Raw genomic sequence first — 24,364 nt, forward strand, 5'->3', positions numbered from 1 at the left:
ACTTTATTCTAAACCGACAGTTAGAAGTCTATAATGTTGCATTAATTGTAAAGAAAACTTTTTGTGGATACTTCGGTTATAATAAATTATTAAATTTATGCAATTATACAAAAAGGAGTGGGAGAATGTTTCCTATATTAGAAACAGAAAGACTAATCTTGAGAGAATTAATAGAAGATGATGCACAAGGGGTATTGAATTGTTTTTCAAATGAGGACGTATTACGTTACTATGGGCAAAATCCATTAACAAATATAGAACAGGTTAAAAATATAATTAGGAATTTTTTTAATAACTACAAGGAAAAACGTGGAATTAAATGGGGGATTGAAATAAAAGAAAAAAAGGGATTATTGGAACTATTGGATTTCATGATTGGTCTTCTGAACATAAGAGAGCTGAAATAGCATATGCACTTTTACCTGAGCAATGGGGAAATGGGTATGCCACTGAAGCTGTTTTAAAAGTTATATCATACGGATTTAATGAGCTTGATTTAACTCGTATTGGGGCAGTTGTTTTTACAGAAAATAAGGCATCTAAGGTGTTATTAACAAAATTAGGGTTTGAAAAAGAAGGCGTTCTTAGAAATTATATGTATCAAAATAATGTTCCATATGATACGAACGTTTACTCCTTGCTTCCAAGCGATTCTCGAAGTAAAAGTATTTCGGAATAATCATTTAGTTAATAAACAACCAAAAGCTTTATCGAATCTCCTTCTTTGGGAATCATTTGCTAATATGTATCTTGCATAGGGCGTGATTGTGCAAGAACATAGGTAGAAAATGATTAAACTTTTTTATAAAAACCAAACTTAAATCTGCTGGATAAGAATCCATTTTGATCAATCTTTTTTCAAAATGGATTCTATTTGTTTGTCATCAAATAAGGATTAGTTACGTCCTTTTAAACAAACTTTATTCAAAAGCTACATTGATCCCATTTTTTTATAAACCAACTCCAATTTCGTCAATAATATCTTCACGATATATAAAAGTTGATATATTTAAATTATGATATATAATTGCGATTAAGGGACAAACGACAGATTACGACAAAATAAAAAATGAAAAATAAGTAAAAATCCGAATGCTTATTGACAATTAACACCTTTTTATTCGTTAACTACCTTTTGTTCCTCGTAAATATTTAGTAAGTAGGTATTACTTAAGCTTTATGTTTAAAGAACATCAAACGATTATCAAGGAGGCTTTACTATGAAATTATTACCACGTGAGACAGACAAGCTCATGATTGTGGTGGCTATTTAATTTTTAGTATCTTTGTGACAATTGCGGCCTTGGAAACAAATAAAGTTTTGTTCTTCATTTTGCTTTTACTTGATATCGAATTTCTTGGATTAGTTTTAAGTTCTTTTAATATTCTGTATGATGCCACTTATGAGATGGCTTCCGTATCAGAATTGTTCTGTGCTTTGTTATCTTTCTATGGTTCTGGGGCGATCTTGATAAACACATGCTTCGGGGAAACTGTGCTACCTCTAGGAAAACCATTTGGAATTTTTGTTAAACATTGACTAGAGGAGATTGCAAAATACTATAATTCAATAAAAAAGGGGAATACTATCATGAGTAGCTATAACGCAGTATTAGCAAGAAATACGGAAAATGCTCCAAACGTTAATGGTCTATATTCACAAACTGTAGCTTTCTCTCATTACAATCACATTTCGGCTCAATTACCTATCGAACCCAAAACTGGTGAATTGGTAGCTGGTGATATAAAAGAGCAGGCTGAACAGTGCTTTAAAAATATCAAGGCAATTGTAGACAGCATCGATCATGTTATGAGCGATGTTATTAGAATCACTGTATTCGTTAAGAATATCAAAGATATTGAGGCTGTAGACGAAGTTTATAAAACATTCTTCCCAACCTATGTTCCTACACGGACGGTAGTCGCAGTTGCAGCTTTACCTATGGATGCTTTGGTGCAAATTGAAGCACTTGTTTCAAACGGTGAAGGTACAGTTCCAAACGCACCACAAGCAGGCGACCTCATAAAGCTTACAAATAACACGGCAAATGCACCAACAAGTTCTTTATCTACACAAACTGTGTCTTTCTCTCATTACAATAACCTTTCAGCTCAATTACCTATCGATCCAAAAACTGGTAGATTGGTAGCTGGCGGTGTAAAAGAGCAGGCTGGACAGTGCTTAAAAAATATCAAGGCAATTTTAGAAAGTATCGACGTTCCTTTTGACGATATTGTTAAAATTAATATCTTTCTTAAAAACCTCTCGGATATTGAAGCCGTAAACGACGTTTATACAACATTTTTCCCAGACTCGGCTATCGCCAGGGCCGTTGCCTATGTCCCTGCACGGACAACAGTTGCAGCTTCAGCTTTACCTATGGATGCTTTGGTACAAATTGAAGCAGTGGTGTCACACGGAGATGGTACACCCCCACAAGCTGTTGAAAACAGGCATGGAATTGTCATAAAGGCAAACAACACTGAAAATGCACCAAAGAGTTCTCTATCTACACAAACTGTAGCGTTTTCTCATTACAATAACCTTTCAGCTCAATTACCTTTGGACCCAAAAACTGGTGAAATGGTAGCTGGTGGTGTAAAAGAGCAGGCTGGACAGTGCTTAAAAAATATCAAGGAAATTTTAGAAAGTATCGACCACGTTATGGACGATGTGGTTAAAGTAAATATCTTCCTTAAAAATATCGCAGATATTGATGCTGTAGACGAAGTTTACACAACATACTTCCCAGGCGGTGTTCCTGCACGAAGAACAGTTGGCGTATCAGCTTTACCTAAAGATGCTTTAGTCCAAATCGATGTAGTTGTATCAAACGCTGAAGGAACACCTCCAAAAGCATAACAGGCATTTATTTGTAAATACAGGAACTATCAAAGTTACTTGTTAATGCCGATGGTGAATGCGAAATCGCATATCCTATTCATAAAAAGAGGCTGTCTCAAATGAAAATTGAGCCAGCTTCTGTTTTTTAACAGCTCAGATGAAAAAGCATCGAGATTTTAGCCGGTTATGGCAGAAATCTTGATGCTTTTTTAGTTTCCGGGCATAACAAAAAAACTGGGTTAGCTTGCGAATCTATGCGATTGAATTTTTATAGAGGGTGACACCTAAACTTTGAGTTTGGATACTTTATGGATGCCATCGCACAAGGAGTCGTGAAGACGAAAGAAATAAAGGTGTGGAACCCAAAAACATCGTAATTTGAAGAAATATCGAGCAATTCTATGCAATCTATTTAATAAGAGGTGCAGTGTCCACTATAAGGGGGGTTAACCGATGCGTGTTTGTGGTTGTAAAATTAACTAACTTTATTGTCACTTTACAATATCAAACAATTATTCCGAAAAGCCAAAATTATATTTTCCGTGTTTCTATTATTATATATATTCACCAAAAATCTCAGGCTTCCACGAATGAATAGCATGCCGCTCCTTTTCAAATATTTTCTCAAGATAGATCAGCGTTGTTTGAACTTGTGAATGCCCAAGAGACCTCATGATTTGATATAAATCCACCCCATTTAAGTGTGAGATGATGGCAAATGCATGTCTAAAAGTGTGCGGGCCGATTAGAGAACTTCGATGGTTTAAAAACGGAAGTTCACTCTCTTGAATTATCTTTGTTAAATACTGCGATAAATAGGAAGGTGAATACGCACGCCCAGTATTTGTTGTGAATAATGGTGACTCAGGAGCTGCCTGATCTAATGGTTTCATTCCTCTTGCATATCGAAACATACGGATGCTGTTTATGCCTTTTTCCTTTAATGGAATTTGGCATTTTTTAATCCCTTTCCCCAGTACATCGAGATAATAGGAGCTTGTAATTTAAAAAATAATATAGTTGTTTAAAAAACCTTATTCCACTAACGGAGCAGTTTAGCACAATTAGAATAGAGGTCTTGATAACCTTGATGTCGAAAAGAGTGTATAAACCGAATAAAACACAAGGAGATGTACTTTGAAAAAAATTAGAGAAGCAACAATTGAGGATATGGTAGAAATTTATAAGATGGGCTATGATGTTTGGGGAGATAATCTGCCATATGAAGAATATATAACTATGTGCCAGGCTTCTAATAAGTATAAAAAGGGAAAGTGGTACGTTCTTGAAGCAACAGATACAAAGCAACTATTAAGCTCCCTCATCGTATATGAACTAAATTTTTCAGAAGACAAAATTGTAAAAGGGATTGGTTCAATCGCTACTCCTTTATTTTTAAGAAAAAATGGATATGCTTCTTTATTGATCAAAGAAACGATAAATAAATTAGAACAGGAAGAAAACTGTAACAACTTTTTCCTTTATAGTGATATAGGGATAGAATTTTACAAAGGATTAGGTTTTATTGTACTACCTAATGATAGTCAAAAATATAAAGACAGTGTTTGTATGTATTACTCAAAAGAAAATGATATCGACTCCATATCACTTGATATCCCCGATTACTTTTAAAGCACATCCTTCTTGAAGTAACGGGGGCGTTAGTTGAAGATCATTGAGTTGCATATGCAACTCTTTTTTTCTTATTGAACTAACGGGGCAGTTTAGTACAATAAGGTAATTAATTTTTCGGGGAGAGCAGAGGTTGAGTATGAAACAATTATATTTGGCATAGAAAAAAGCAGGTTTGATATTTAAAGGGTATACAGAACAGGGAGAGGTTGATATGAGGTTCAGCATCCGAAAGATGACTAAAACATCCTGTAAAATCAAGACGTTGGTTTATTTCTAATAAGACATCCGGAATATTCATTCGTGGCATTAGCTGAGCAATATTCTTTCATAAATCGACCACACTCTCTGTTTCGGGTGACTTTCCAATAATGAGTTCAAAGGTAGAATGACTCGCTATACAGACATGCATGAAGGCTTGCAGCATGAACTGAAATTGTATGATAAGGGCGATATGACAATAAAGAAAATTTGCGCCATAACAAAATTATCGAAACCAACCTTGTATCGAGCACTTGATAAAAGAAAAAATAGGGGATATTTATGAAAATAGAGCGCTTATTAAAAATTATATTTATTTTATTGAACAAACAAAAAGTAACAGCTGAGGAAGTTGCCAAACATTTGGCTGTCTCAACCCGAACAGTTTATCGAGATATGGATACTCTATCACTTGCTGGATTTCCAATCTATTCCGAACAAGGAAATCTCGGGGGATATCGCCTAATCGAAGGTTATTATTTTCCTCATAGTTACTTTACAGAAGAGGATTTACGTCTAATCAAGGAAACACTAACGAGTACGATGACTTTACATACTGACAAGGCATTACAGAATAGCCTTGCAAAAATAACCTTACTTAATGAGTCCAAACCAGAAAATTCAATTGATTTTTCTTTCTTAAATAACAGGGACGGGGTTAAGGTAACCGATATTCGACAAGCGATTAAAGATAAAAAGTGTCTTACTTTTTATTATGCAAAAAAAGAACAGCTTGAAACTAAAAAAGTAAAACCAATTCAAGTATTCTTCTATCATTTGAGTTGGTACCTGTTCGGTTGGCCAGAAAATGAGACGAAACCAAAATTTTATCGTTTATCCCGAATACATGAACTGAAAGTTGGTAATGCGGCATTTACCGAATCCTTTGAATACTTAGACGGTTATCAGGAATTTTCAAATTGGATGAAATCATTAGAATCAGAAATAGTTAAAATCGATATAGTTTTACGATTTCCACTAATCAGTTCTCAAGAGGTGTTTGATTCGTTTCCCGAAACAAACATAGATAAAAGTGGCGTTGATCATTTATTAGTTAGAATTTCTTATCCTGATGAAGAGTGGGTTGTAAAGTTAATTCTTAGTTTTGGATCCCAGGTTGAAGTCCTTTCGCCCAAGAGTTTTAAAAATAAAATAATGGCTCATATAGAAAAAATGACTCGAATTTATTTTACCTAACTTGACAATTAGTTGTCAGGTTAGTGATGGTACATTATGTTTAAGAGTTGTTACGAACTCCGCAAATTTTAACGAAAGAAGATGAAATAACTATGGTACTGAAAAGCGACTTAAATCTTTTAAATTGGACAGAAACGGAACCCGTTCATTCCATTGCTCAAGCAACAGCTGAATATTCAATCGAAGGAGAATTTAATGGAATCTTGCATTCAAACTATACGATTTTTTATTCGGAATATAATAAAGAAGATATTCATAAATCAACATCAACTTTTATTGGATATAGCTTTTTTGAAAGTTCAGATAGTAAACTAGTTGATAGTATGTTCTTTGAAGAAAAAGGAATCTTTGCTGAAGGCGTCACTTCTGGCGAGTTGAAAAGTAAGATGGCCAATGGAAATTATTTTTTAGAACAAGGAAAAATGATCATCACAATAGAAAAAAAGAATAGTTAAAACTGAACCCGAACAACTTTGAGTATTATTTAAATGTTGTTCGGGTTTCTATTGGATTCTCTGTACAGATGATACACTGACCCCTATATTGAATGAATTGCTGAAAGTATGATAATTAAAGTTATACAGTAAGTACCCTCTTCAACTAACGGGGCAGTTTAGTTGAAGAGGGAGCTGGTATTTTTTGAATCGTATCAAAGCACTTTATTAAACATAGGAGGTAATCTTTTGGATAAAAAAACAAGTCTAATTTTAGGGTCGTTATTCATTTTAACTAGTGGACTAATTTTTACGATTGAACGCTTAACTGCATATGTATATTGGTCAGCACAAATAAATACTGGAAAGTGGGATACTATTCCACAAACAATGCCATTATCCGATAACCTTTTCACAGGGCTATTTTTCCTTGTTGGAATTGTCTTTATTATTGTGTCTTTCAAGAAGGAAAGGTAATTAAACTAACGGGTGCTTGTGCGGCCGAGCCTAGGTCGTATCATATAGCGGGTGGGATTCCCGTCGAGAAAGAACTAGCCATTCACTCGTAGCGAGTCTTGGAGGGCTAATGGTAACATTAGCCTTTAAGCGTAGACAGTTAGGTGGCGGGCCGAAAGCCAAATGGTTGAAGGGATTGAGCTCCATAATGTTAGTAAATCGAGAGGGCTGATGCCTTAAGCACAGCAGAAAGCTACATTTTATCCATCGTTAAAGGCAAGAAGGATAGAACCTCTCTGGAGTCAGAGACCTTGGCACGTCACACATTGATATGATACGGCAACTCGGGAGACCCTACCGGTCTTTTCTTCTTATAGAAGAGTATGGTGTACAAGCGATAATAAGCAAGGAAGCCAAATGCCGTTGTAGGGAGTCGGATAGCAGCGTAGTACCAATGAAGTTGGGTAATGCCGATGGAGGAAAGGCTGCTACCAAGTTATCACCCTTACTAGGGGCACATTTACTACACGCAGAGGTAGGGATAATAAATGGACACAAAACTATTAAGGATAGCAGAATTAGCAAAATCTGAGCGAAAGAGATTAGCTATATTTTGTGAATGGTGACTGGAGGAGCCGTGTGCGTAAATAGCGCAAGCACGGTTCTGTGAGGGGGGAGGAACACAATCTACCGCAAGGTAGAGAGGTTCCCTTCTACTCGACTCGTATTATAAGGTTAACCAGTAAAAATTACTGATTGACCTTTTTTTAATAGAATCTACAGGGCATTATCATACGCCCGTTATTCAATACTTGGAGGAACAAGGGGTCCTATATATCTTACTAAATCCCATTATTTCTTATCAGGCAAAGAAGTCTAGTTTACGAAAGGTAAAAACAGACGCAATCGATGCGTACCAGTTGTGTGTGCTGTATTACAAAGAGGATTTTGAACCTCATAAAATTAGAGGAATTAAGCTTTTAGACCTTCGGAATTTGTCAAGACAACAGGAAATCGTAACGAATATGTATGTGGAAGCTAAACTTCAGTTTCATACTAGTTTAGATCAAGTGTTTCCTGAATACCGAAAGGTTTTTGGCGATTTATTTTCAAAGGTTTCATTATTGATGTTAAAGGAATACCCTACTTCAGAGGCGGTATTAACAGTCGGGGAAAGTAAACTAGCAGAGAGTGTAATGGAGTTCTGCCCTAGCCGATCTGGTCAATGGGCATGGGAAAAAGCCAAAAAAATAATGGATTCCGCATCTCGAAATCTATTTCGAACAAGTGTATATCAAAGTCACGTAATTAATCTACGTATGTATATTGAGCTTCTTTTTCAATACCAGGGACACCTTTCCGATTTGGAAGAACGTATCGTTGCCTTGGCAAATGAAGTGGAGGAATACAAGATCATCCAATCGATTCCGGGAATCGGAGAAAAAATCGCTGCCACGATTATCTCTGAGATTGGTGAAATCGATCGGTTTAATCATCCCAAAAAACTCGTTGCCGAGAACTTACTATTTAAATGGCTCAATAGAAGAAGTCAAAGGGAATCCTTTACATGGGATAAATTCAGACTATTTCTTGATAAATATCCACTACCTTCACCAAGAATTAAAGTGAATATATATGATGTAAGAAAAGAGGTTAGTTACATTCTGTGAATGATGACTTGGAGGAGCCGTGTGCATTAATAGTGCAAGCACGGTTCTGTGAGGGGATGGAGTGCAATTTACCGTAAGGTGGAAAGGCTCCCTTCTACTAGACTACTTCAACAAGGAGTAGAGCCTTTTTCTACTTTTGGATAATCACAAATTGGATTTTGGGTTTGAATTAAAAAATAATAGATTAGAGTTTTTTGTGACATTCGTGTAACACACCGATGTTACTCTAGGTACGGAGGTGTGTTACATGAAAAAAATTCTATCAATCATGTTAATTGCTGCAATTTTAACAGGCGTTCTTACGGGATGTACGAACGAAAAAATTAGTACAGGTAAAGAGGTTCAGCCACAAATTGATAATTTAGACTTTAACTTTAGTGTGGATCCGGAGACACTTACGTTTGAGGTGGAATCCAATGGAATTACTGAAAGGGTATCGGAACCATTGGGGAAAATGAAAGTTTCAAATTTAAAAGACAGTGGAGATAACATAAGCTGGACCTATTTAGAACAGGAAATTGAGGTTGATATCAAAAAAAAAGATAAGTATGTAGATGTAAACATAAAATCCAGCAAAGATGAAGACAACATATTTACATGGCCAAAAGTGAAAGGTGATGGATATATGCTCCCATTAAATCAAGGGAAGTATATTCCAAGCAATGATTCTATTTGGAAAGATTACTTAAGGGAAGAAAAAATGAAGGTAATTGAGGCTTTATCTATGCAGTTTTTTGCAGTTGACAAAAGTGAATATTCGCTAGTATATATAATTAAAAATCCTTATAATAGTGAAATTGTTTATAATACAGAAAATGATATTGAGTTTACTTTTAATCATGAGTTTCCAGAGATTAATGAAGAGAAGGAATATGGTTTTAGAATATATTTAACGGAAAAAAATCCAGTAGATGTTGCAAAGACCTATAAAAATTATTTGATTGAACAAGGGGACTTCAAAAGCTTGGCGGATAAGGCTAAAGAAAATAGTAATATTGAAAAGCTTTATGGTGCACCTCATGCTTATTTTTGGGACAGAACTGTGATTTCAGAAGAAAATATAAAATGGGCAAAACTGAGAGACAGTTTTCCTGAAAAACTGAAATTATGGATTCAGGGGTTATTAACTACTAATGTTGAGGATGGATCAGAGCTTTCATCGGCCTTTGAAGATTTAAATAGCTTAGATTATGTAGACAAATACACTAAGAATAGAATAATAAAAGGCTTAAGTGCCGTAATGCAACTAAAAGAATTCTATAATCCGGAAGTATTTACTGAAACAGATAAAGAAACTCAGAGGCTGTTAAACACGGGAATAGAAAATTTAAATCCCGTTGAATTAATTGACCTAAATAAGAGATTATTAAAAAGCATACTTGGCGATGTAGTTGACCCAATAAAGAAGTGGGCAGATGCTAATACTGTAGATGTGATAAAGGACATGAAGGATTCAGGGTTAGAAAATATGTGGATCGGCTTGGATGATTGGCAGGAAGGATTCATTAAACCAGAGTTAGTAAAAGAAGCAGAAGACTTCGGCTATCTATTTGGTACCTATGATTCATATCATTCAATCCATGAACCAGGTAAAGAGAAGTGGGATACTGCTAAGTTTAAGGATGCTTCACTTTACGAGAATGCAACTGTAACCAATAAAGATGGAAAAAAGATTGAAGGATTCCAAGGTGCAGGTAGAAAGTTGAATCCGACGCTTGCAATGCCTAGTGTAAAAGAAAGAGTAACTTCAATTTTAAATACTGGCATAGCATTTAACTCATGGTTTTTAGACACAGATGGCACTGGAGAAATCTTTGATGACTATTCGCCAGAACATATTACTACTGAAAAGGAAGATATCCAGGCTAGGATTAAGAGAATGGAGTATCTGCAAAAAGAATGGGGTATGGTAGTTGGAACTGAAGGTGGAAATGATTTTGCTAACAAATCTATTGCCTTTGCACATGGAATAGAAACGCCATCATTTTCTTGGATGGATGAGGATATGGCAAAAAACAAAGAAAGTGAGTATTATGTAGGGAAATACTATTCGAGTAATGGTGGAGTTCCCGAACTGTTTTCTAAACAAATACCACTAAAGGATAAGTACAAGAAGTTATTTTTGGATTCAAACTACACGATCCCATTGTATAAGTTGGTTTACAACGATTCAGTGATCACAACTCATTGGTGGGGATGGGGAACCTTAAAATTTAAAGATGAAATATCAAATAGAATGTTGTATGAGATACTTTATAATGTACCTCCTTTATATCATATAGATAAACACGAGTGGGAAAAACATAAAGAAACAATTGTAAGGTATTCAAAGGTATGGTCAAATTTTAGCAAAAAAGCAATAACAGAAGAAATGACAGATTTTAAAATTATATCAGATGATAGACTCGTTCAAATGACTGAATATGGTGAAGCATTAAGTGTAGTAGCAAATTTTTCAGAAGATGAATTTAACTATCAAGGCGAGACAATACCAGGAAAATCAGTGTTAATTATTGATGGAAATAGTAATACTATCTATTCACCGGAAAAGTAAGCGTGAAGTTCGCCATATTTTAACTGCTAATTTTCCTTGAGACAATCTTCCGAGAGGCTAAATCTGAACGCTAAGGAAGAGTTTAAAAGAAGACATAGAAGTAGCTAATCCATTGTGGGATACATTGAAAAAAGGATTAGAAAAGTAATAATTACGTATGCGGCAGTTAGCGTATAAATATTAGAAAAAAGGTGAAGTCTACGTTTAAGGATTTCACCTTTTACCCCTTTATTTTCAAGAGAAGTTAATGTGTAAATAGTTATTTGTATAACAGATAAGGAGTTTGTATAAAGTGAACATACTAATTGCTGATGATGAAAAACATATGACTACTATCTTAAAAATCTATTTTGAGAAAGAAGGTTTTAATGTAAGTGTCGCTTCTGAAGGGGAAGAAGCACTTGAAATCTTTTATTCGAAAAAAATCGATCTTGCAGTTTTGGATTGGATGATGCCTAAATTAAGTGGTATTGACGTATGCCGTGAAATAAAGAAAGTAAGCTTAACTAAAGTGGTCATGTTAACTGCAAAGTCGTCCAATGATGATGAATTTGTTGCACTAGATATTGGTGCAGATGAATATATTCGTAAGCCGTTTGATCCACGTATATTGATCTTAAGAGTGAAAAAAATGCTCGGAACAGAAAAATTGGTTAAAATAAGAAATTTGAAAATAAATTTACAAAGCAAAAAAGTATATAAAGATGAAGAAGACTTAGTACTCTCTAAGAAAGAATATGACTTGTTGGAGCTTCTATACAATAAAAAGGGGCAAATCCTATCTAGAAATTCTTTGTTATCAATGGTTTGGGGCTTGGACTATCTCGGTGAGGAACGAACAGTCGATACGCATATTAATAGGCTACGCGACAAGATTGGGGCTAACCATGTCATAACCCATAGAGGAATGGGGTATAGCTTTAATGATAAAGATGAATAAAATTAGTGAAAAATTGTTAATGATGGTGAGTATAATTATGCTCATCGTTTTCGGCGTTTCGTTTTTATTGAACAATTACTTTTCCTCCGATTATTATCTGTATAAAATGAAAAATAAAGTTAACACCATCTATGAAGAAATCGATGATTTAACGATCCAACAACTAAGAGATGTAGAACAAAATATAGAAAATGTTAATAATGTTACGATTATTATTATTGAAAATAGCGATAGTATTGACGAAATTAATGATAATGTCCAATTTGCATTGTTTAAAGATAAAATTGTTTTAAATAAATTTTGGATTACAGAGGAGACGCTGAAAAAAGTAAATGAAGGAAAAACAGTAAGGCTTTTATTTAATCAAGGAAAACTGAAGTCGAGTCTTCTAACCGTGCTATATGAGCAAGAGCATCATTTAGTGTTATTAGGAACAGTGGTCGTTCATAATACAGATGCTTTAAAAATAGTGAACCAATTCTATTTATACTCCATTCTATTTGGAATTATAATCAGTTTATTACTAGTAGCTTTCTTCTCAAAGAAAATAATTACTCCTTTAGAGATACTAAAAAATGTAGCGAAAGATATTTCAAATTTAAATTTTAAACAGGTGGAAATAACCACAGGTGATGAGATTGAAGAATTATCACATAGTATCAATGAAATGAGCGATCGTTTGAAAAGTGTTCATTCAGAGTTAGAAAAGAAAAATCAAAGTTTAAATACATTAATTTCAAGCATCTCTCATGAAGTAAAAACACCGTTGTCATTAATACAAGCGTATACAGTCGGTATAAAAGATGGTCTTGATGATGGATCGTATACAGATATCATTTTAGAACAAGTAAATTACACTTCAGAAATGGTTGATTATTTAATTAAACTATCTAAAGTACACGAACTAGAAGTGAAAAAAGAGCCATTTGAATTAAAAAATCTTCTTCAAAAAATCATTGCGCAATATAATATTTCATTGAAAAACAAGAATGTACACGTAGTGCAAAATATTGATTCAATACAAAATTCAATAATCAATGAAGATAGTAGTCAAATTGAAATCGTAATGAATAATCTAATAAGTAATGCTATTAAATATGGTGAAGAACACTATTTTGAAATTAAGCTAACATGTGAAGATAAGAACAAAATTAAGTTTACTATTTGTAATAAAACAACACGTTTGCAACAAGAGTATCTCCCATATATTTGGGATGCGTTCTATGTAGTAGAAGAATCGAGGAACAAAGAGGTGTCGGGGACAGGGCTAGGTTTGTCCATTGTTGCCAGCATCTTAGCAAAAAATGAATTACAGTATGAAGTTATGTTAGTGGACTCGGATATTAGTTTTAATATTTGGTTTGATTTAGTAGAATGATAAAAACTCCAAGGTATCATTGAATGTTCCTTAATTCGAGGATAAAAATAAGAAAAAGAACGAGCATCGATATGGTGCTCGTTCTTTTTCTTATTAAGTATCTTCTTAGTATGGTGAAATCGATTTTAAAATTCGGCTATCATAAACAGTACACAATACTGTAACAAAGCTCCTTTATAATAACTGATATATATTTGAAAGGAGCATTTGAATACTAATGAAGAGTTTTAAAATGCTAGTAAAAATAGTTTTATTATTCATGATATTAATTTTCTTACTAATAGGATACGCTTTTAAAATTGAGCCAGCGATGACTGTAATTCATTCTTATGATTTAAATGAAGTCAAGGGTGAATCAGTCAAAGTAGTCCAAATATCGGATATTCAAGTAAGTGAATCTTATACGATAGAAGAACTAAATAGTTTGGTAGAAAAGGTTAATAAATTATCTCCTAATATTATTGTTTTTACAGGAGATTTATTTGAAAATTTTTCTGCGTTTCAACCCACAAAGGAAGTAACTGGAAGTTTATCAAAGCTAAAAGCTACGTTCGGGAAATATGCAATCTGGGGAAACCGTGATTACGGTGGTGGAGCTGTTAGAATATATGAAGATGTATTAACAAATTCAGGCTTTACATTATTAAAAAATAACGGTGTGAATGTAACTGTATCAAATGGAAAGAAGCTCTTTATGGGAGGGGTGGATGATGCTTTGTTTGGAAATCCTGATATAGAGCGCATGTTGATGAAAAAGGAGAACGATTGTGATTACGAAATTGTGCTCATGCATGAGCCTGATATGGCAGACCTTTTAAAAGATACTTCTGTTGATTTTCTTTTAGCTGGACATAGTCACGGAGGACAGGTTCAGCTTCCTTTTATTAAAACCGTGTCTACTGCTTTGGCTGAAAAATATAACCATGGATTTTATACTATTAATAAAAGTAACGGAATGCAGCTTTACGTAAATACAGGAATTGGAACATCTAGAATTCCTGTTCGTTTTATGGTTCCGCCTGAAATCTCAGTTTTCAATATTAATTTGTAAATTTATAATTGTTAAAAAAAGAAGCTGACGAGAATTTTCTCGACAGCTTTTTTTGTGTTCCCAGAATGGAGGTAATCTATAGGGTAAAAGTCTTGAACTGCGAAGACAGATATAGTGGCTAGCCATGTACAAAGGTGTCATTGGTGACGGGGAATCTGCAGAAAGCAGGCGGCAATTCTCCGGTCTGAGGATTACGAACTTCATAGAAGAATAATTTGAATTGAACGGCACTATACGGATCCTTATTTAAGGTGGTGTGAGGGAACGGGAGTTAGTCGCTCTCACCTACTCGATTTTTAGTAGTTGTTTATGTCTGAATTCATCCAATTAGCAAGGAGCGATGCTGTTTTTATAATAAACCAACAGAAATAATTTTTTGTTATATTGTTGTGACATTGGATTGTTACTATGTAAATGAAAGGAGGAGGATACGATGGTTTTTTCAAGTCTTTTGTTCATTTATTTGTTTCTACCCATCAACATAATACTTTATTACTCAGTGAAAAATAGAAAGTTTAAAAACATCATTCTGTTAATAACCTCATTATGTTTTTATGCTTGGGGTGAGCCGGTATGGATTGTCATATTACTTATTAGTAGTTGCATTGATTATTGTCATGGATTGTATATTGAAAGATTTCATGGGACGAGAAAGCATATCATGATTAAGATATTTCTTAGGAAAATAGATCGTCATGAAGCCTATTCTCCAGAAGCAGTAGTACGTGTGATTTCCCATTGGAAAAACAGTATGATACGTCCTCAAGATGTTATGCCCGAACCTCAAGAATTGGGTGAATTGGAAAAAGTATATCGCCTTTATGAAGAGTGGAAAGAAGAAAATTATTATGATTTCGATGATCTTATAAATGAGACATACCAGTGTATTCGAATATCTTTTCTGTTACAGGATCTTTAATAGGTTCCAACCAAGCATACGGTGCAAATACACTTCCTCTAATTTTAACGATGTTAGCCATGAGAACCCTCCATAATGTATGAATTTTGTTTCGGTGAATCCTATTTCTATTATAATTGAATTATGGTCAATTTGATTGACTACATTGCGTATAGTACAATGAATTTTAAATGAAGTCAACCTGATTGACTTTATTTAAGGAGGTTTTATGTATGAATCATGAAGTATTTAGTGAATTGGATCTTACATCACTTTTATCATTATCCTTTAGAACATCAATTAATGAATTACATGACAGATTGAGTGAATTGGGATTTGGAGATATTAGACCTGCACATGGTTTTATGTTTAAATGCATCACTCCCAAAGGAGCAACAGGTATAGAACTAGCCGAATATTTAGGAATTACAAAGCAAGCTGTGAGTAAAATGGTGGATTATCTTGAGAACTGTGGCTATGTAATGCGCAAAGCTCATCCCACTGATAAGAGAGGGAAAATTATTGTTTTGACCGAACGAGGTTGGTTAGTAGCGAAAGCAAAAGAAAAGATACTAACTGAGATTGAGCAACGTTGGATTGAAAACATAGGTGCTGAACGCCTGCAAATGCTAAAAGAAGATTTATCAAAATTAGTTTATAAAGAAAATGAAGGTAAATTATCATTGAGGTCAAGACCTGTCTGGTAAAAATAGAGTTTATAAAGGAGATTTTGAAGCGTGTTTAAATTCGTACTAACCAGTGCAGCATTCTTGTAATTAAAGATTATTTTGGAGAGGTGTACCTATCTAATTTTTGTAAGTTTGTAGAGGTTAAGACTAAACCTGACCAAGCATACAGATATGAAATAACTTATCAATTCGTAACCTATGAAAGAGCGATAATGCCTCCATATCACCTGTTCACTTTGAAGGTCGAGAACAAGTCTCTTACAGACTGGATTATAAAGGATGTAAAGGTAAGTAAATTAGCCGAGAATGAAGATTACACAAAGATATGTAGAAAACCAATTATTATACGGTGAATAGAAAAAGTGATATGTGAAGAAATGTACTTAAGCTACGGGTGCGTTAGCCCCATAAAAAGGCTGCCAAATGACGGCCTTTTTCGAATGTATGATTCTACCTAATATCATACATTCAAAAAAAAACCTTATTCAACTAAAGGGGCAGTTTACTTTAAGAAGGAAATAGAATAACCTATATTGAATATTGCCAGCATGCACCAACTCTGGGGGGGAAGAACAATGAAGAAGATTTTGAGTTCATTGATTATCTTTTTCTTTTTGGTAATTACAGCTTGCGGAGGACCCTCTTCATCAACGACATCGTATTTGCAAGTAGTTGAAAAAGGCTATTCAAAAGATTACAAAGAAGCATGGATAATAGCATTTAACCCATTCAATATAACAAAGCAAGAGAAAGTAAAGATAATGGTTGAAGAACCAATGGTCTGGAATCTAATTGAAGTTAATAAAACGTATTTTACCAGTTATTCTAAGGATGGAGATAATCCTTGGATATTAAGTCAAATAGGACATCTTGATGACGATGATACTTTGAGATGACTAAGAAAATTTAGTTAGGTTTATTGAACTAACGGGTAGCTTGTGCGGCCGAGCCTAGGTCGTATCATATAGCGGGTGGGATTCCCGTCGAGAAAGAACTAGCCATTCACTCGTAGCGAGTCTTGGAGGGCTAATGGTAACATTAGCCTTTAAGCGTAGACAGTTAGGTGGCGGGCCGAAAGCCAAATGGTTGAAGGGATTGAGCTCCATAATGTTAGTAAATCGAGAGGGCTGATGCCTTAAGCACAGCAGAAAGCTACATTTTATCCATCGTTAAAGGCAAGAAGGATAGAACCTCTCTGGAGTCAGAGACCTTGGCACGTCACACATTGATATGATACGGCAACTCGGGAGACCCTACCGGTCTTTTCTTCTTATAGAAGAGTATGGTGTACAAGCGATAATAAGCAAGGAAGCCAAATGCCGTTGTAGGGAGTCGGATAGCAGCGTAGTACCAATGAAGTTGGGTAATGCCGATGGAGGAAAGGCTGCTACCAAGTTATCACCCTTACTAGGGGCACATTTACTACACGCAGAGGTAGGGATAATAAATGGACACAAAACTATTAAGGATAGCAGAATTAGCAAAATCTGAGCGAAAGAGATTAGCTATATTTTGTGAATGGTGACTAGGAGGAGCCGTGTGCGTAAATAGCGCAAGCACGGTTCTGTGAGGGGGGAGGAACACAATCTACCGCAAGGTAGAGAGGTTCCCTTCTACTCGACTACTTGAAGATCAATGAGTTGCATAGGTGTTCTTTTTTCTTATTGAACTAACGAAGCAGAATAGTTGAATAAAGCTGTGTATAACTAAATGAGCCCAATTAATAAACTATCAAATATTGGCTTTAATTTTTAGCAGGAAAAGTGTACTCTAGAATATAAAATACTTAAAAGGAGGGGGGAGTAATGTGCAGTTTCCAACAAGAATAGATGTAGATAATGACGGGTATATCTTAAACAAAACCTCGTTAAATAAAATTGATGGTGTATACCAAGGACTTCTTAGTCAAGTTGTTGAGATTTTAAAAAGGTGTGCAGGAACAAAATTACATAGTGTTTATATCTATGGCAGTGTGGGTCGAGGCGAGGCTTTATTAGGTACTTCAGATATTGATTTATCAGTAATTTTGACATCTCCACTCTCTCCTCAAGAAATGGCACGTTTAGATGAAGAAACAAAAATGTTTATATGTGACAATCCAATCGTGCCAAAAGTAGATTACGATATAGGAGTTACAGCAGATGTATTTAAAGAAAATAGCCAATATTATTGGGGATTTTGGTTGAGACACGTCTGTACTAGTATTTATGGAGAGGATTTGTCCGTACACTTTCCTAAAATGAAGCCAAATGCTCATATCAGTAAGGCATTAAATGAAAATCTTATCGATTCACTCACAAGTTATCGTGATGTAATTCTGGAAAAAGAAGTTGACCATTATACATTACTATCGATATTAAAACGTATTGTAAGAGGAGCATATTGCTATGTAGCTGAAAGAGATAAAAGTTGGTCTACAAGTATTCAAGAAAATCTTATAATTCTTCAGTATTATTTCCCTAGAGAAGAATATTTTAAAGAAATCGAGTATGTATTTCTTCAACAAAAGGTCCCAACCTTGGATGGGGTATTAAATTACATTGATTATTTTATTATTTGGTTTAACGAGAATACCATTGAAGGAAAATAGAAAAGGTGACCTTTTAGAGCTAAAAAGCGGTATTTATTTCGAAGGATTGCTTTTTATGTAGCTAATTAATTTGTGTAGAATCACACTTAAACAAACGGGGAGCTTTAGTGAAAGAAGAATTTGCATAAAATACCCCTTTTTATGCAGCTACCAGGCTTCTTCAGAAGCCGAAGATGTTGATTCATCAACAATGTCTAAAATCATGTATAAACGATAAAAATGGACCCTTCGGAACCCCTTGAGTACCAATGGGTTTTATATTTCGGAAGTTCCGAAAATTGACTTTATGTTAACTAGATTTGTATAGAGTATGCATACGATCCTTAGAAACCTTGTTCAACTAACGGGCATTTTAGTTGAAGAAGGATTATTGATTCTAGTTGCCGAATTATTTAAATTAACCAATCAAGATCCAGGTGCGGTGCGAGGGGGCATCTCAACCACAAAACGACTAAGGTAAAAAATAAAATGATGAAATGAAAGAAGTGAAGGTTTTGATTAAATATAAATGCCTCGATCATGTTAGTCTTACTGTGGCAGATTTGGAAAGAGCAAAAGAATTCTATGGTAAAACTTTATGTTTAAAAGAAATACAGCGTCCTGATTTTGATTTTCCAGGAGCTTGGTATGAAATAGAGGGACATCAACTTCACTTGATAGTCGATCCCTCTTCACAGACGATTCGTAAGGATAAAAGCTTATCCAGTAGAGAAGGTCACTTTGCCCTTAGAGTTGAAAGCTACTATGACACTCTTAAATGGTTAAAACAGAATGAAGTTGAAATCCTTGAAAAACCAAACGGAAAAAGTGGATTCGCACAAATTTTCTGTGCCGACCCAGATGGTAATCTGATTGAACTAAATGTTAATCAAAAAGATCTATAAGTAGGCAAAGATAAAGGCTGCCATTACTGGCTCTTTTTTATTGAAGTAACGGGCAGTATAATTCGGGAGGGTATTTATACGTCTTTAGGTGCGTGTGATTTATCAATTTAACCTCAGGTCCATAAGATATTTCATAGGTCATTCGGTCCTTCCCTACTGGAACCCAGTGTCCACCATCGGTAGGCTCAATTTCAAATGTAATTTCTAATATAAAACCACGGAAACGATTTACTCTTCTTGTTTCAATCACTTCAATTTTCCATGGTGTGACATTAGGTGAAAAATCCTTTAAAATCTTCGGGTAATAATAGTTATTCAAATCTTTTGCAATATAAGGAGTAAGCATGTTCATAAGCATACCCTGTAACCTAAGCTCTTCTGAGTCTTGAGTTGGTTCAGCTGATGAAAGGATTGTTGTTTGAAAAGAAGTAATAAGAACAAGGAATAGTATAAAAACGATTAACATCTTTTTCATTCTCTTCAATACACCTTTGGAGGCAGTTGGAAATTTATCATTTATTTTAGTTGTACTCTTGCAGTTTGGATGATTTGGAATAGCTTATCAATTACAAAAGCATTTCATTTTGACTCGGAACCGTTTATTTTATTGAACTTATGTTTATCCTTTATCGCAGCATTTCAAGCACCTGTTATTATGATGAGTCAAAATCGTCAAGCTATACGTGATAAAAATGAATCGGTGATAGATTTTGCGATTAATTATAAAGCAGAGCAAGAGATTGATGATATGCAAAGTCGTCTACACAATATAGAAAGCCAATTAACAGAGATTAGAGACTTACTAAAACAACAAAAAAAAGAAAATTGATTATAAAAAGGGATCTTCACGTTGTTATTATCCCCTTATAGTGGACAGTAAAAAGAAAGGATTATACTGTCTTCTATGAAGGGGATTTTTTCATGGGGAAAATTAGAATAACCTATACAAAAGAGATTAAGCTAACGGGGCAGCATTCCTGTAATAACTGAAAATGGGGTGTTGTCTATGAAAAGATACATTATTTTCTTATTGGTTATTATTTTTTTTGTTATGCCTAAAACTCAGAGGCAGACGAAAAAGAATATAGAGTTGTTTCAGAGTTACCTAAAGAAAATATAACCTTATATGCTAAGCAAAAGAATGGTTTATTTCAAGATTTCAAAATTCATTTTAAAGGAGAAACTTACTTCAGACCTTATTGGATGAATGTTACAAATCCTACCTATGCCCCGAAATTATTTTACGAAGACATAAACCAAGATGGAAGAAAGGAATTAATCATTACATTAACAAAAGGATATGGTTCTGGTGCATTAGATGAAGAAGTTTATGTCTATAGGTATACAAATAGATTGATTGATGTACTTGTTGATAATCCTTTAGCGATTATCTATAAAAACGTAAAAACAAAATTAACTACTGAAAAAGCCGAAATTATTGTGGGGGACAAAGTATCCACTGTTGATACTAAATCTATAGAACCTTCGCATTTATTTGAGGATATAGGTTTTGGCAGCATTATTGATTATAAAGTAATTAACAAAAATCTTATGGTGAGAGTAAGCGGACAAATATCACCCGCGATGTTTGTTGGAGATATTATTATTGTTTATGAATACCGAAATAAAATGTATCAAGCGAAAACAATTGATTTTATACCACATCATTTAATCGATAAAAATCCTTTTTATGGTCCTGTGAAACATTCAGTGGCTAAATTACCATACGAAATATCAGCACCATGTAGTATTGCATTTCTACTTATATCTGAACCAATCTCTTTTCCATGTTCAAAACCTACCAAAATATTTCTCTCATAAAAATCATGGATATCATGATCAAAACTAAATTCACTAATCGGATTTCCATAATCTTTTAAAATGTGGTTTAGTAATGTTTTTATGATAGCGCCATCTACTTTGCCTTTAATGCTAAACACATCAATTAAAAAGCCTTCTAACTGTGATAATATTGTGGGTATTGACACATTATACATACCCAAATTATGTGCCATAATTATATTTCGGAGGATTGGTAACCTATTAGTTAGAAATTTATTAGACTCCCATTCATTGGAAATCGATAATATTCTTTCGCTGTTATAATAACTAAACATAAATTCATCTATAACGTAAAGGGAATGTATTTTGATAGTTTGGAACAGTTAAAGTTAGAATTAGATGCTTATGTTCATTGGTTTAATCACATTAGAATTCACGGAACACTTGGATAATTAAGCCCTATTGAGTATAAAAAAGAACACCTTAAAAAAAATGTCTAGTTTAGTGTTGACAAACCAATATAAGTTTTATTGTAGGAATTATAGGAATTAAAGTATATGAATTATAGAGCTAATTAAACTTTAGAGCTGGAAGTATGAAATATATTAAAAGAGGGGGCTTTGTATGTTAAGTAAGAGGCAGAAAAAAATAATAATGCTCATGAGTGAAAATAAAGAGTGGATTGTAGGAAGAGAACTAGCAAAGCTACTTGGTGTATCTGATAGAACCATTCGAAATGACATTGCTGGCATTAATAATTTTTATGAAGACGTATTGATAGAATCTGATGTAAGACAGGGTTACAAAATTGATGAATACAAGATGCAGAACTTGAAAATAGAGATAAGCGAAATCATCCCTCAAACCTCAGAGGAGAGATGTGCTTATATAATTCAAGAACTGCTTTTTGGAAAGAGCAAGATAAATCTTGTGCTCCTTCAGGAAAAGATTTTTATATCAGAGTCTTCTCTAGATAATGATATAAAGAAGATTAGAATACTTTTAGCTAGGTATCATAGCCTGAAGATTATAAGACGCAGTAATTACATTGAGCTTACAGGCAACGAGGAGGAAAAGAGAAGTCTCTATAAGAATTTATTAACTGATGAAACCAAAGGAAATTTCCTAAATTTAAATAAGATGGCATCTCTCTTCAAGGACTTTGATTTGATAAGGGTTAAGACGATTTTGGAAGAAACACTAAAGGAGTATCATTATCATGTGAGGGAGCTTGCTATTCCAGGACTTATGATTCACATAGGGGTAACAATAGAAAGAATGATAAGATATAACTTCATAAAAACTGATAGAGGCAGTAAAGAACTGAAAAATAGTATGGAGTACGAGATTGCTCAAAAGGTTTTCTACAAAGTAGCATCTGAGATCAATATAAAGATTGTTGAGGATGAGGTGGTTTTATTTGCACTTCTTCTTTTAGGTAAGAAGGGAGCGAGCTACTCTAATGAGATAGTAAAAGAAAAGATGGATTACTCTGCCTCGGATTTGGTTTTAAATATTATAGATGATATCAAAACTACCTTCGATATAGACTTCAGTGATGACAATGAATTCAAGGTTGGTTTTGAAATGCACATAATATCTCTTTTAGAGAGGCACATTCATAATATAGAGGTGGACAATATGTATCTTCAGGAGATAAAGCGTAAATATCCTCTCGTCTTTGAAATGGGTGTCAGGGTGTGTAAGCTTCTGGAAGAACAAATCCATATACGTATCAAAGAAAATGAAATCTCTTTTATTGCTCTTCACCTAGGGTCTGCTTACGAAAGGGCAAATCTTACACGTAAGTATAAGGTGTTAATGATTTATCCATATAATCAGACATTATCAGATTTGTGCCTTCAAAAGGTAATGAATAGATTCAGTGACAGGATAGAAATCATAGAATGTATGAATTTCTTTGAAGCATCAGCCATAGATGATTTAAAGCCTGATTTAATTTTGACAACACTGCCTTTAGAGCATAGCCTTGATATTTTAACTATAGAAATCTCCTTGTTCGTGAATCATAAGGATGAAAGCAATATATTTCAGGCGTTGAATAGGCTGGATGAAATACGATATAAGGACGATTTTCAAATTCTTATACTAAAGCTGATAAAAAAGGAATTCTTCTATACTGGAATCAAGGGAGAGACTCCTACAGAAATAATTTCACAAATGTGTGATAGGTTATATGATAAGGGATATGTGACGGATGAGTTTAAGGAAAGTGTCCTTCATAGAGAGAGCATTTCTGCCACGTCTTTCGTCTATGGCTTTTCTGTTCCTCACAGTATCAATGGTAGAGCTACTATACTGTCCACTCTAAGCATTGCTATCCTTAACAATCCTATAAAGTGGGGAGAGTTTGATGCGCGGTTTGTAATATTGTTAGCCATAACCGAAGAGAATCGTAAACTACTTAGAATATTCTTTGACTGGCTAAGTAGCATAATATCAAACTCAAGCAAATTTGCAAGCATACTGGAAGTAAAGAATTACGATGAGTTCGTAGAAAATATTTTGAAATAAAATTAGAAGCTTCATAGGTCTTACATAGACCATGAGGCTTTTTATTGAGGTCTAAAGTAGAATGTATTGGTAATTCTATAAATTACTTATTTCCTAAAAAGGTTATAAAATTAAAATTATCTTAAATATTTCCTAAGTATTAGGAAGTCATTTTAAAGAAAATAACGCTTACAGAGGTATATACTCTAAGCAAGGATAGGAGGAGATAGCATGGAAAAATTAGAGTTAGTAAGTTTTCAAATCATTTCATCTGTAGGGATGGCAAAAAGCAGCTACATTGAAGCAATTCAAGAAGCTAAAAAAGGAAATTTTGAAAAAGCAAAAGCTTGCATAAATGAAGGTAAAAATTCATTTGCACAGGCACATAAGGCTCATTCCGAATTAATTCAAAGCGAGGCAAGCGGAGAGGGAATAAATCCTACTTTATTATTATTACATGCAGAAGATCAGATGATGTCTGCTGAAACGTGCAAAATACTTGCTGAGGAATTGATTGAAAATTATGAACGTATTATAGCTTTAGAAAAAAGATAATAAAAAAATATATATCAAATTATGAAGGGAGAAA

General features: G+C 34.2%; 21 protein-coding genes and 4 pseudogenes. 22 read left to right on the forward strand and 3 right to left on the reverse strand.

All coding sequences use genetic code 11. The features are described from left to right. Window positions 1-125: 125 nt before the first annotated feature. Window positions 126-679, forward strand: a pseudogene (locus AC625_RS10050) (GNAT family N-acetyltransferase). Between the two features lie 912 nt (window positions 680-1,591). Continuing rightward, window positions 1,592-2,863, forward strand: coding sequence for a RidA family protein (locus AC625_RS10060; protein ID WP_049681177.1), 1,272 nt, complete (start codon window positions 1,592-1,594; stop codon window positions 2,861-2,863). Window positions 2,864-3,399: 536 nt separating this feature from the next. On the opposite strand, the gene AC625_RS10065 is transcribed toward AC625_RS10060, so the two are convergent. Next, window positions 3,400-3,849: a tyrosine-type recombinase/integrase gene (locus AC625_RS10065; RefSeq protein WP_082191021.1), complete on the reverse strand. Its 450-nt coding sequence runs from the start codon at window positions 3,847-3,849 to the stop codon at window positions 3,400-3,402. A gap of 133 nt (window positions 3,850-3,982) precedes the next feature. Between AC625_RS10065 and AC625_RS10070 the strand changes: the two genes are divergently transcribed. From AC625_RS10070 to AC625_RS27255, 11 genes and pseudogenes are all read left to right on the forward strand, one after another. Then, window positions 3,983-4,477: a GNAT family N-acetyltransferase gene (locus tag AC625_RS10070; RefSeq protein ID WP_049681178.1), complete on the forward strand. Its 495-nt coding sequence runs from the start codon at window positions 3,983-3,985 to the stop codon at window positions 4,475-4,477. Between the two features lie 406 nt (window positions 4,478-4,883). Beyond that, window positions 4,884-5,024 (forward strand): helix-turn-helix domain-containing protein, encoded by a 141-nt coding sequence (locus tag AC625_RS28525; protein ID WP_425415485.1) that lies wholly within the window; start codon window positions 4,884-4,886, stop codon window positions 5,022-5,024. Further along, window positions 5,021-5,935, forward strand: coding sequence for a helix-turn-helix transcriptional regulator (locus tag AC625_RS10075; protein WP_049681179.1), 915 nt, complete (start codon window positions 5,021-5,023; stop codon window positions 5,933-5,935). Before AC625_RS28525 ends, AC625_RS10075 begins: the two co-directional genes overlap by 4 nt. 92 nt (window positions 5,936-6,027) lie before the next feature. Then, window positions 6,028-6,390, forward strand: coding sequence for a hypothetical protein (locus AC625_RS10080; protein WP_049681180.1), 363 nt, complete (start codon window positions 6,028-6,030; stop codon window positions 6,388-6,390). Between the two features lie 228 nt (window positions 6,391-6,618). Continuing rightward, window positions 6,619-6,846, forward strand: coding sequence for a hypothetical protein (locus AC625_RS10085; protein WP_049681181.1), 228 nt, complete (start codon window positions 6,619-6,621; stop codon window positions 6,844-6,846). Between the two features lie 746 nt (window positions 6,847-7,592). Next, window positions 7,593-8,339 (forward strand): annotated as a pseudogene (locus AC625_RS10095) (IS110 family transposase); the annotation flags it as partial. A 403-nt stretch (window positions 8,340-8,742) separates the two neighbouring features. Further along, window positions 8,743-11,049 carry a glycoside hydrolase gene (locus tag AC625_RS10100; protein WP_049681183.1) on the forward strand — a complete coding sequence of 769 codons (2,307 nt, stop codon included), beginning with the start codon at window positions 8,743-8,745 and terminating at the stop codon, window positions 11,047-11,049. A 292-nt stretch (window positions 11,050-11,341) separates the two neighbouring features. Then, a complete protein-coding gene (locus AC625_RS10105; protein WP_049681184.1) occupies window positions 11,342-11,989 on the forward strand; it encodes a response regulator transcription factor in 648 nt (215 codons plus the stop codon). Next, the gene (locus AC625_RS10110) at window positions 11,973-13,367 is read left to right on the forward strand and encodes a sensor histidine kinase (protein WP_049681185.1); all 1,395 of its coding nucleotides are present in this window, start codon (window positions 11,973-11,975) and stop codon (window positions 13,365-13,367) included. The genes AC625_RS10105 and AC625_RS10110 overlap by 17 nt, the downstream gene beginning before the upstream one ends. A 217-nt stretch (window positions 13,368-13,584) precedes the next feature. Beyond that, window positions 13,585-14,418 carry a metallophosphoesterase gene (locus tag AC625_RS10115; RefSeq protein ID WP_049681186.1) on the forward strand — a complete coding sequence of 278 codons (834 nt, stop codon included), beginning with the start codon at window positions 13,585-13,587 and terminating at the stop codon, window positions 14,416-14,418. Window positions 14,419-15,079: 661 nt separating this feature from the next. Then, the gene (locus tag AC625_RS27255) at window positions 15,080-15,337 is read left to right on the forward strand and encodes a UvrD-helicase domain-containing protein (protein ID WP_180320044.1); all 258 of its coding nucleotides are present in this window, start codon (window positions 15,080-15,082) and stop codon (window positions 15,335-15,337) included. Here AC625_RS27255 and AC625_RS25690 read toward each other — a convergent pair. Then, window positions 15,297-15,398, reverse strand: a pseudogene (locus tag AC625_RS25690) (DUF3238 domain-containing protein); the annotation flags it as partial. The gene AC625_RS27255 and the pseudogene AC625_RS25690 overlap by 41 nt on opposite strands. 151 nt (window positions 15,399-15,549) lie before the next feature. Between AC625_RS25690 and AC625_RS10125 the strand changes: the two are divergent. From AC625_RS10125 to AC625_RS10150, 4 genes are all read left to right on the forward strand, one after another. After that, window positions 15,550-16,023 carry a MarR family winged helix-turn-helix transcriptional regulator gene (locus AC625_RS10125; protein WP_049681188.1) on the forward strand — a complete coding sequence of 158 codons (474 nt, stop codon included), beginning with the start codon at window positions 15,550-15,552 and terminating at the stop codon, window positions 16,021-16,023. Between the two features lie 557 nt (window positions 16,024-16,580). Further along, window positions 16,581-16,901: a hypothetical protein gene (locus AC625_RS10135; protein ID WP_049681190.1), complete on the forward strand. Its 321-nt coding sequence runs from the start codon at window positions 16,581-16,583 to the stop codon at window positions 16,899-16,901. 911 nt (window positions 16,902-17,812) lie between these two features. Then, window positions 17,813-18,595 (forward strand): nucleotidyltransferase domain-containing protein, encoded by a 783-nt coding sequence (locus tag AC625_RS10145; RefSeq protein WP_049681191.1) that lies wholly within the window; start codon window positions 17,813-17,815, stop codon window positions 18,593-18,595. A gap of 494 nt (window positions 18,596-19,089) precedes the next feature. Next, window positions 19,090-19,479, forward strand: a complete 390-nt coding sequence (locus AC625_RS10150) for a VOC family protein (RefSeq protein ID WP_049681192.1) — start codon at window positions 19,090-19,092, stop codon at window positions 19,477-19,479. Window positions 19,480-19,516: 37 nt separating this feature from the next. Here AC625_RS10150 and AC625_RS10155 read toward each other — a convergent pair whose 3' ends face one another. Further along, window positions 19,517-19,954: a DUF3888 domain-containing protein gene (locus tag AC625_RS10155; RefSeq protein ID WP_049681193.1), complete on the reverse strand. Its 438-nt coding sequence runs from the start codon at window positions 19,952-19,954 to the stop codon at window positions 19,517-19,519. Between the two features lie 30 nt (window positions 19,955-19,984). Between AC625_RS10155 and AC625_RS10160 the strand changes: the two are divergent. From AC625_RS10160 to AC625_RS10175, 5 genes and pseudogenes are all read left to right on the forward strand, one after another. Next, window positions 19,985-20,308: pseudogene (locus AC625_RS10160) on the forward strand (DUF1003 domain-containing protein); the annotation flags it as partial. Between the two features lie 374 nt (window positions 20,309-20,682). After that, complete coding sequence (locus AC625_RS10165) at window positions 20,683-21,300, forward strand: hypothetical protein (RefSeq protein WP_053178062.1); 618 nt, start codon at window positions 20,683-20,685, stop codon at window positions 21,298-21,300. A gap of 302 nt (window positions 21,301-21,602) precedes the next feature. After that, entirely contained in the window at window positions 21,603-21,713 is a 111-nt protein-coding gene (locus tag AC625_RS28530; RefSeq protein ID WP_425415486.1) for an IS3 family transposase, read from the forward strand. Between the two features lie 172 nt (window positions 21,714-21,885). Beyond that, complete coding sequence (locus AC625_RS10170; RefSeq protein ID WP_049681194.1) at window positions 21,886-23,796, forward strand: BglG family transcription antiterminator; 1,911 nt, start codon at window positions 21,886-21,888, stop codon at window positions 23,794-23,796. 210 nt (window positions 23,797-24,006) lie between these two features. Next, on the forward strand, window positions 24,007-24,330 hold the full coding sequence (locus tag AC625_RS10175; protein WP_049681195.1) for a PTS sugar transporter subunit IIA: 324 nt from the start codon (window positions 24,007-24,009) through the stop codon (window positions 24,328-24,330). Window positions 24,331-24,364: the final 34 nt, after the last annotated feature.

It is taken from the genome of Peribacillus loiseleuriae (assembly GCF_001183985.1).
Classification (GTDB): Bacteria; Bacillota; Bacilli; order Bacillales; family DSM-1321; genus Peribacillus; species Peribacillus loiseleuriae.

What these genes read in the sequence shown, in the direction of transcription:
- AC625_RS10100 (WP_049681183.1), top strand. Translation starts at nt 8,743, where the DNA reads ATGAAAAAAATTCTATCAATCATGTTAATTGCTGCAATTTTAACAGGC.
- AC625_RS10170 (WP_049681194.1), top strand. Translation starts at nt 21,886, where the DNA reads ATGTTAAGTAAGAGGCAGAAAAAAATAATAATGCTCATGAGTGAAAAT.
- AC625_RS10135 (WP_049681190.1), top strand. Translation starts at nt 16,581, where the DNA reads ATGAAGAAGATTTTGAGTTCATTGATTATCTTTTTCTTTTTGGTAATT.
- AC625_RS28525 (WP_425415485.1), top strand. Translation starts at nt 4,884, where the DNA reads ATGCATGAAGGCTTGCAGCATGAACTGAAATTGTATGATAAGGGCGAT.
- AC625_RS10125 (WP_049681188.1), top strand. Translation starts at nt 15,550, where the DNA reads ATGAATCATGAAGTATTTAGTGAATTGGATCTTACATCACTTTTATCA.
- AC625_RS10075 (WP_049681179.1), top strand. Translation starts at nt 5,021, where the DNA reads ATGAAAATAGAGCGCTTATTAAAAATTATATTTATTTTATTGAACAAA.
- AC625_RS10080 (WP_049681180.1), top strand. Translation starts at nt 6,028, where the DNA reads ATGGTACTGAAAAGCGACTTAAATCTTTTAAATTGGACAGAAACGGAA.
- AC625_RS10110 (WP_049681185.1), top strand. Translation starts at nt 11,973, where the DNA reads ATGATAAAGATGAATAAAATTAGTGAAAAATTGTTAATGATGGTGAGT.
- AC625_RS10115 (WP_049681186.1), top strand. Translation starts at nt 13,585, where the DNA reads ATGAAGAGTTTTAAAATGCTAGTAAAAATAGTTTTATTATTCATGATA.
- AC625_RS27255 (WP_180320044.1), top strand. Translation starts at nt 15,080, where the DNA reads ATGATTAAGATATTTCTTAGGAAAATAGATCGTCATGAAGCCTATTCT.
- AC625_RS10175 (WP_049681195.1), top strand. Translation starts at nt 24,007, where the DNA reads ATGGAAAAATTAGAGTTAGTAAGTTTTCAAATCATTTCATCTGTAGGG.
- AC625_RS10155 (WP_049681193.1), bottom strand. Translation starts at nt 19,954, where the DNA reads ATGAAAAAGATGTTAATCGTTTTTATACTATTCCTTGTTCTTATTACT.
- AC625_RS10060 (WP_049681177.1), top strand. Translation starts at nt 1,592, where the DNA reads ATGAGTAGCTATAACGCAGTATTAGCAAGAAATACGGAAAATGCTCCA.
- AC625_RS10165 (WP_053178062.1), top strand. Translation starts at nt 20,683, where the DNA reads ATGAATGTTACAAATCCTACCTATGCCCCGAAATTATTTTACGAAGAC.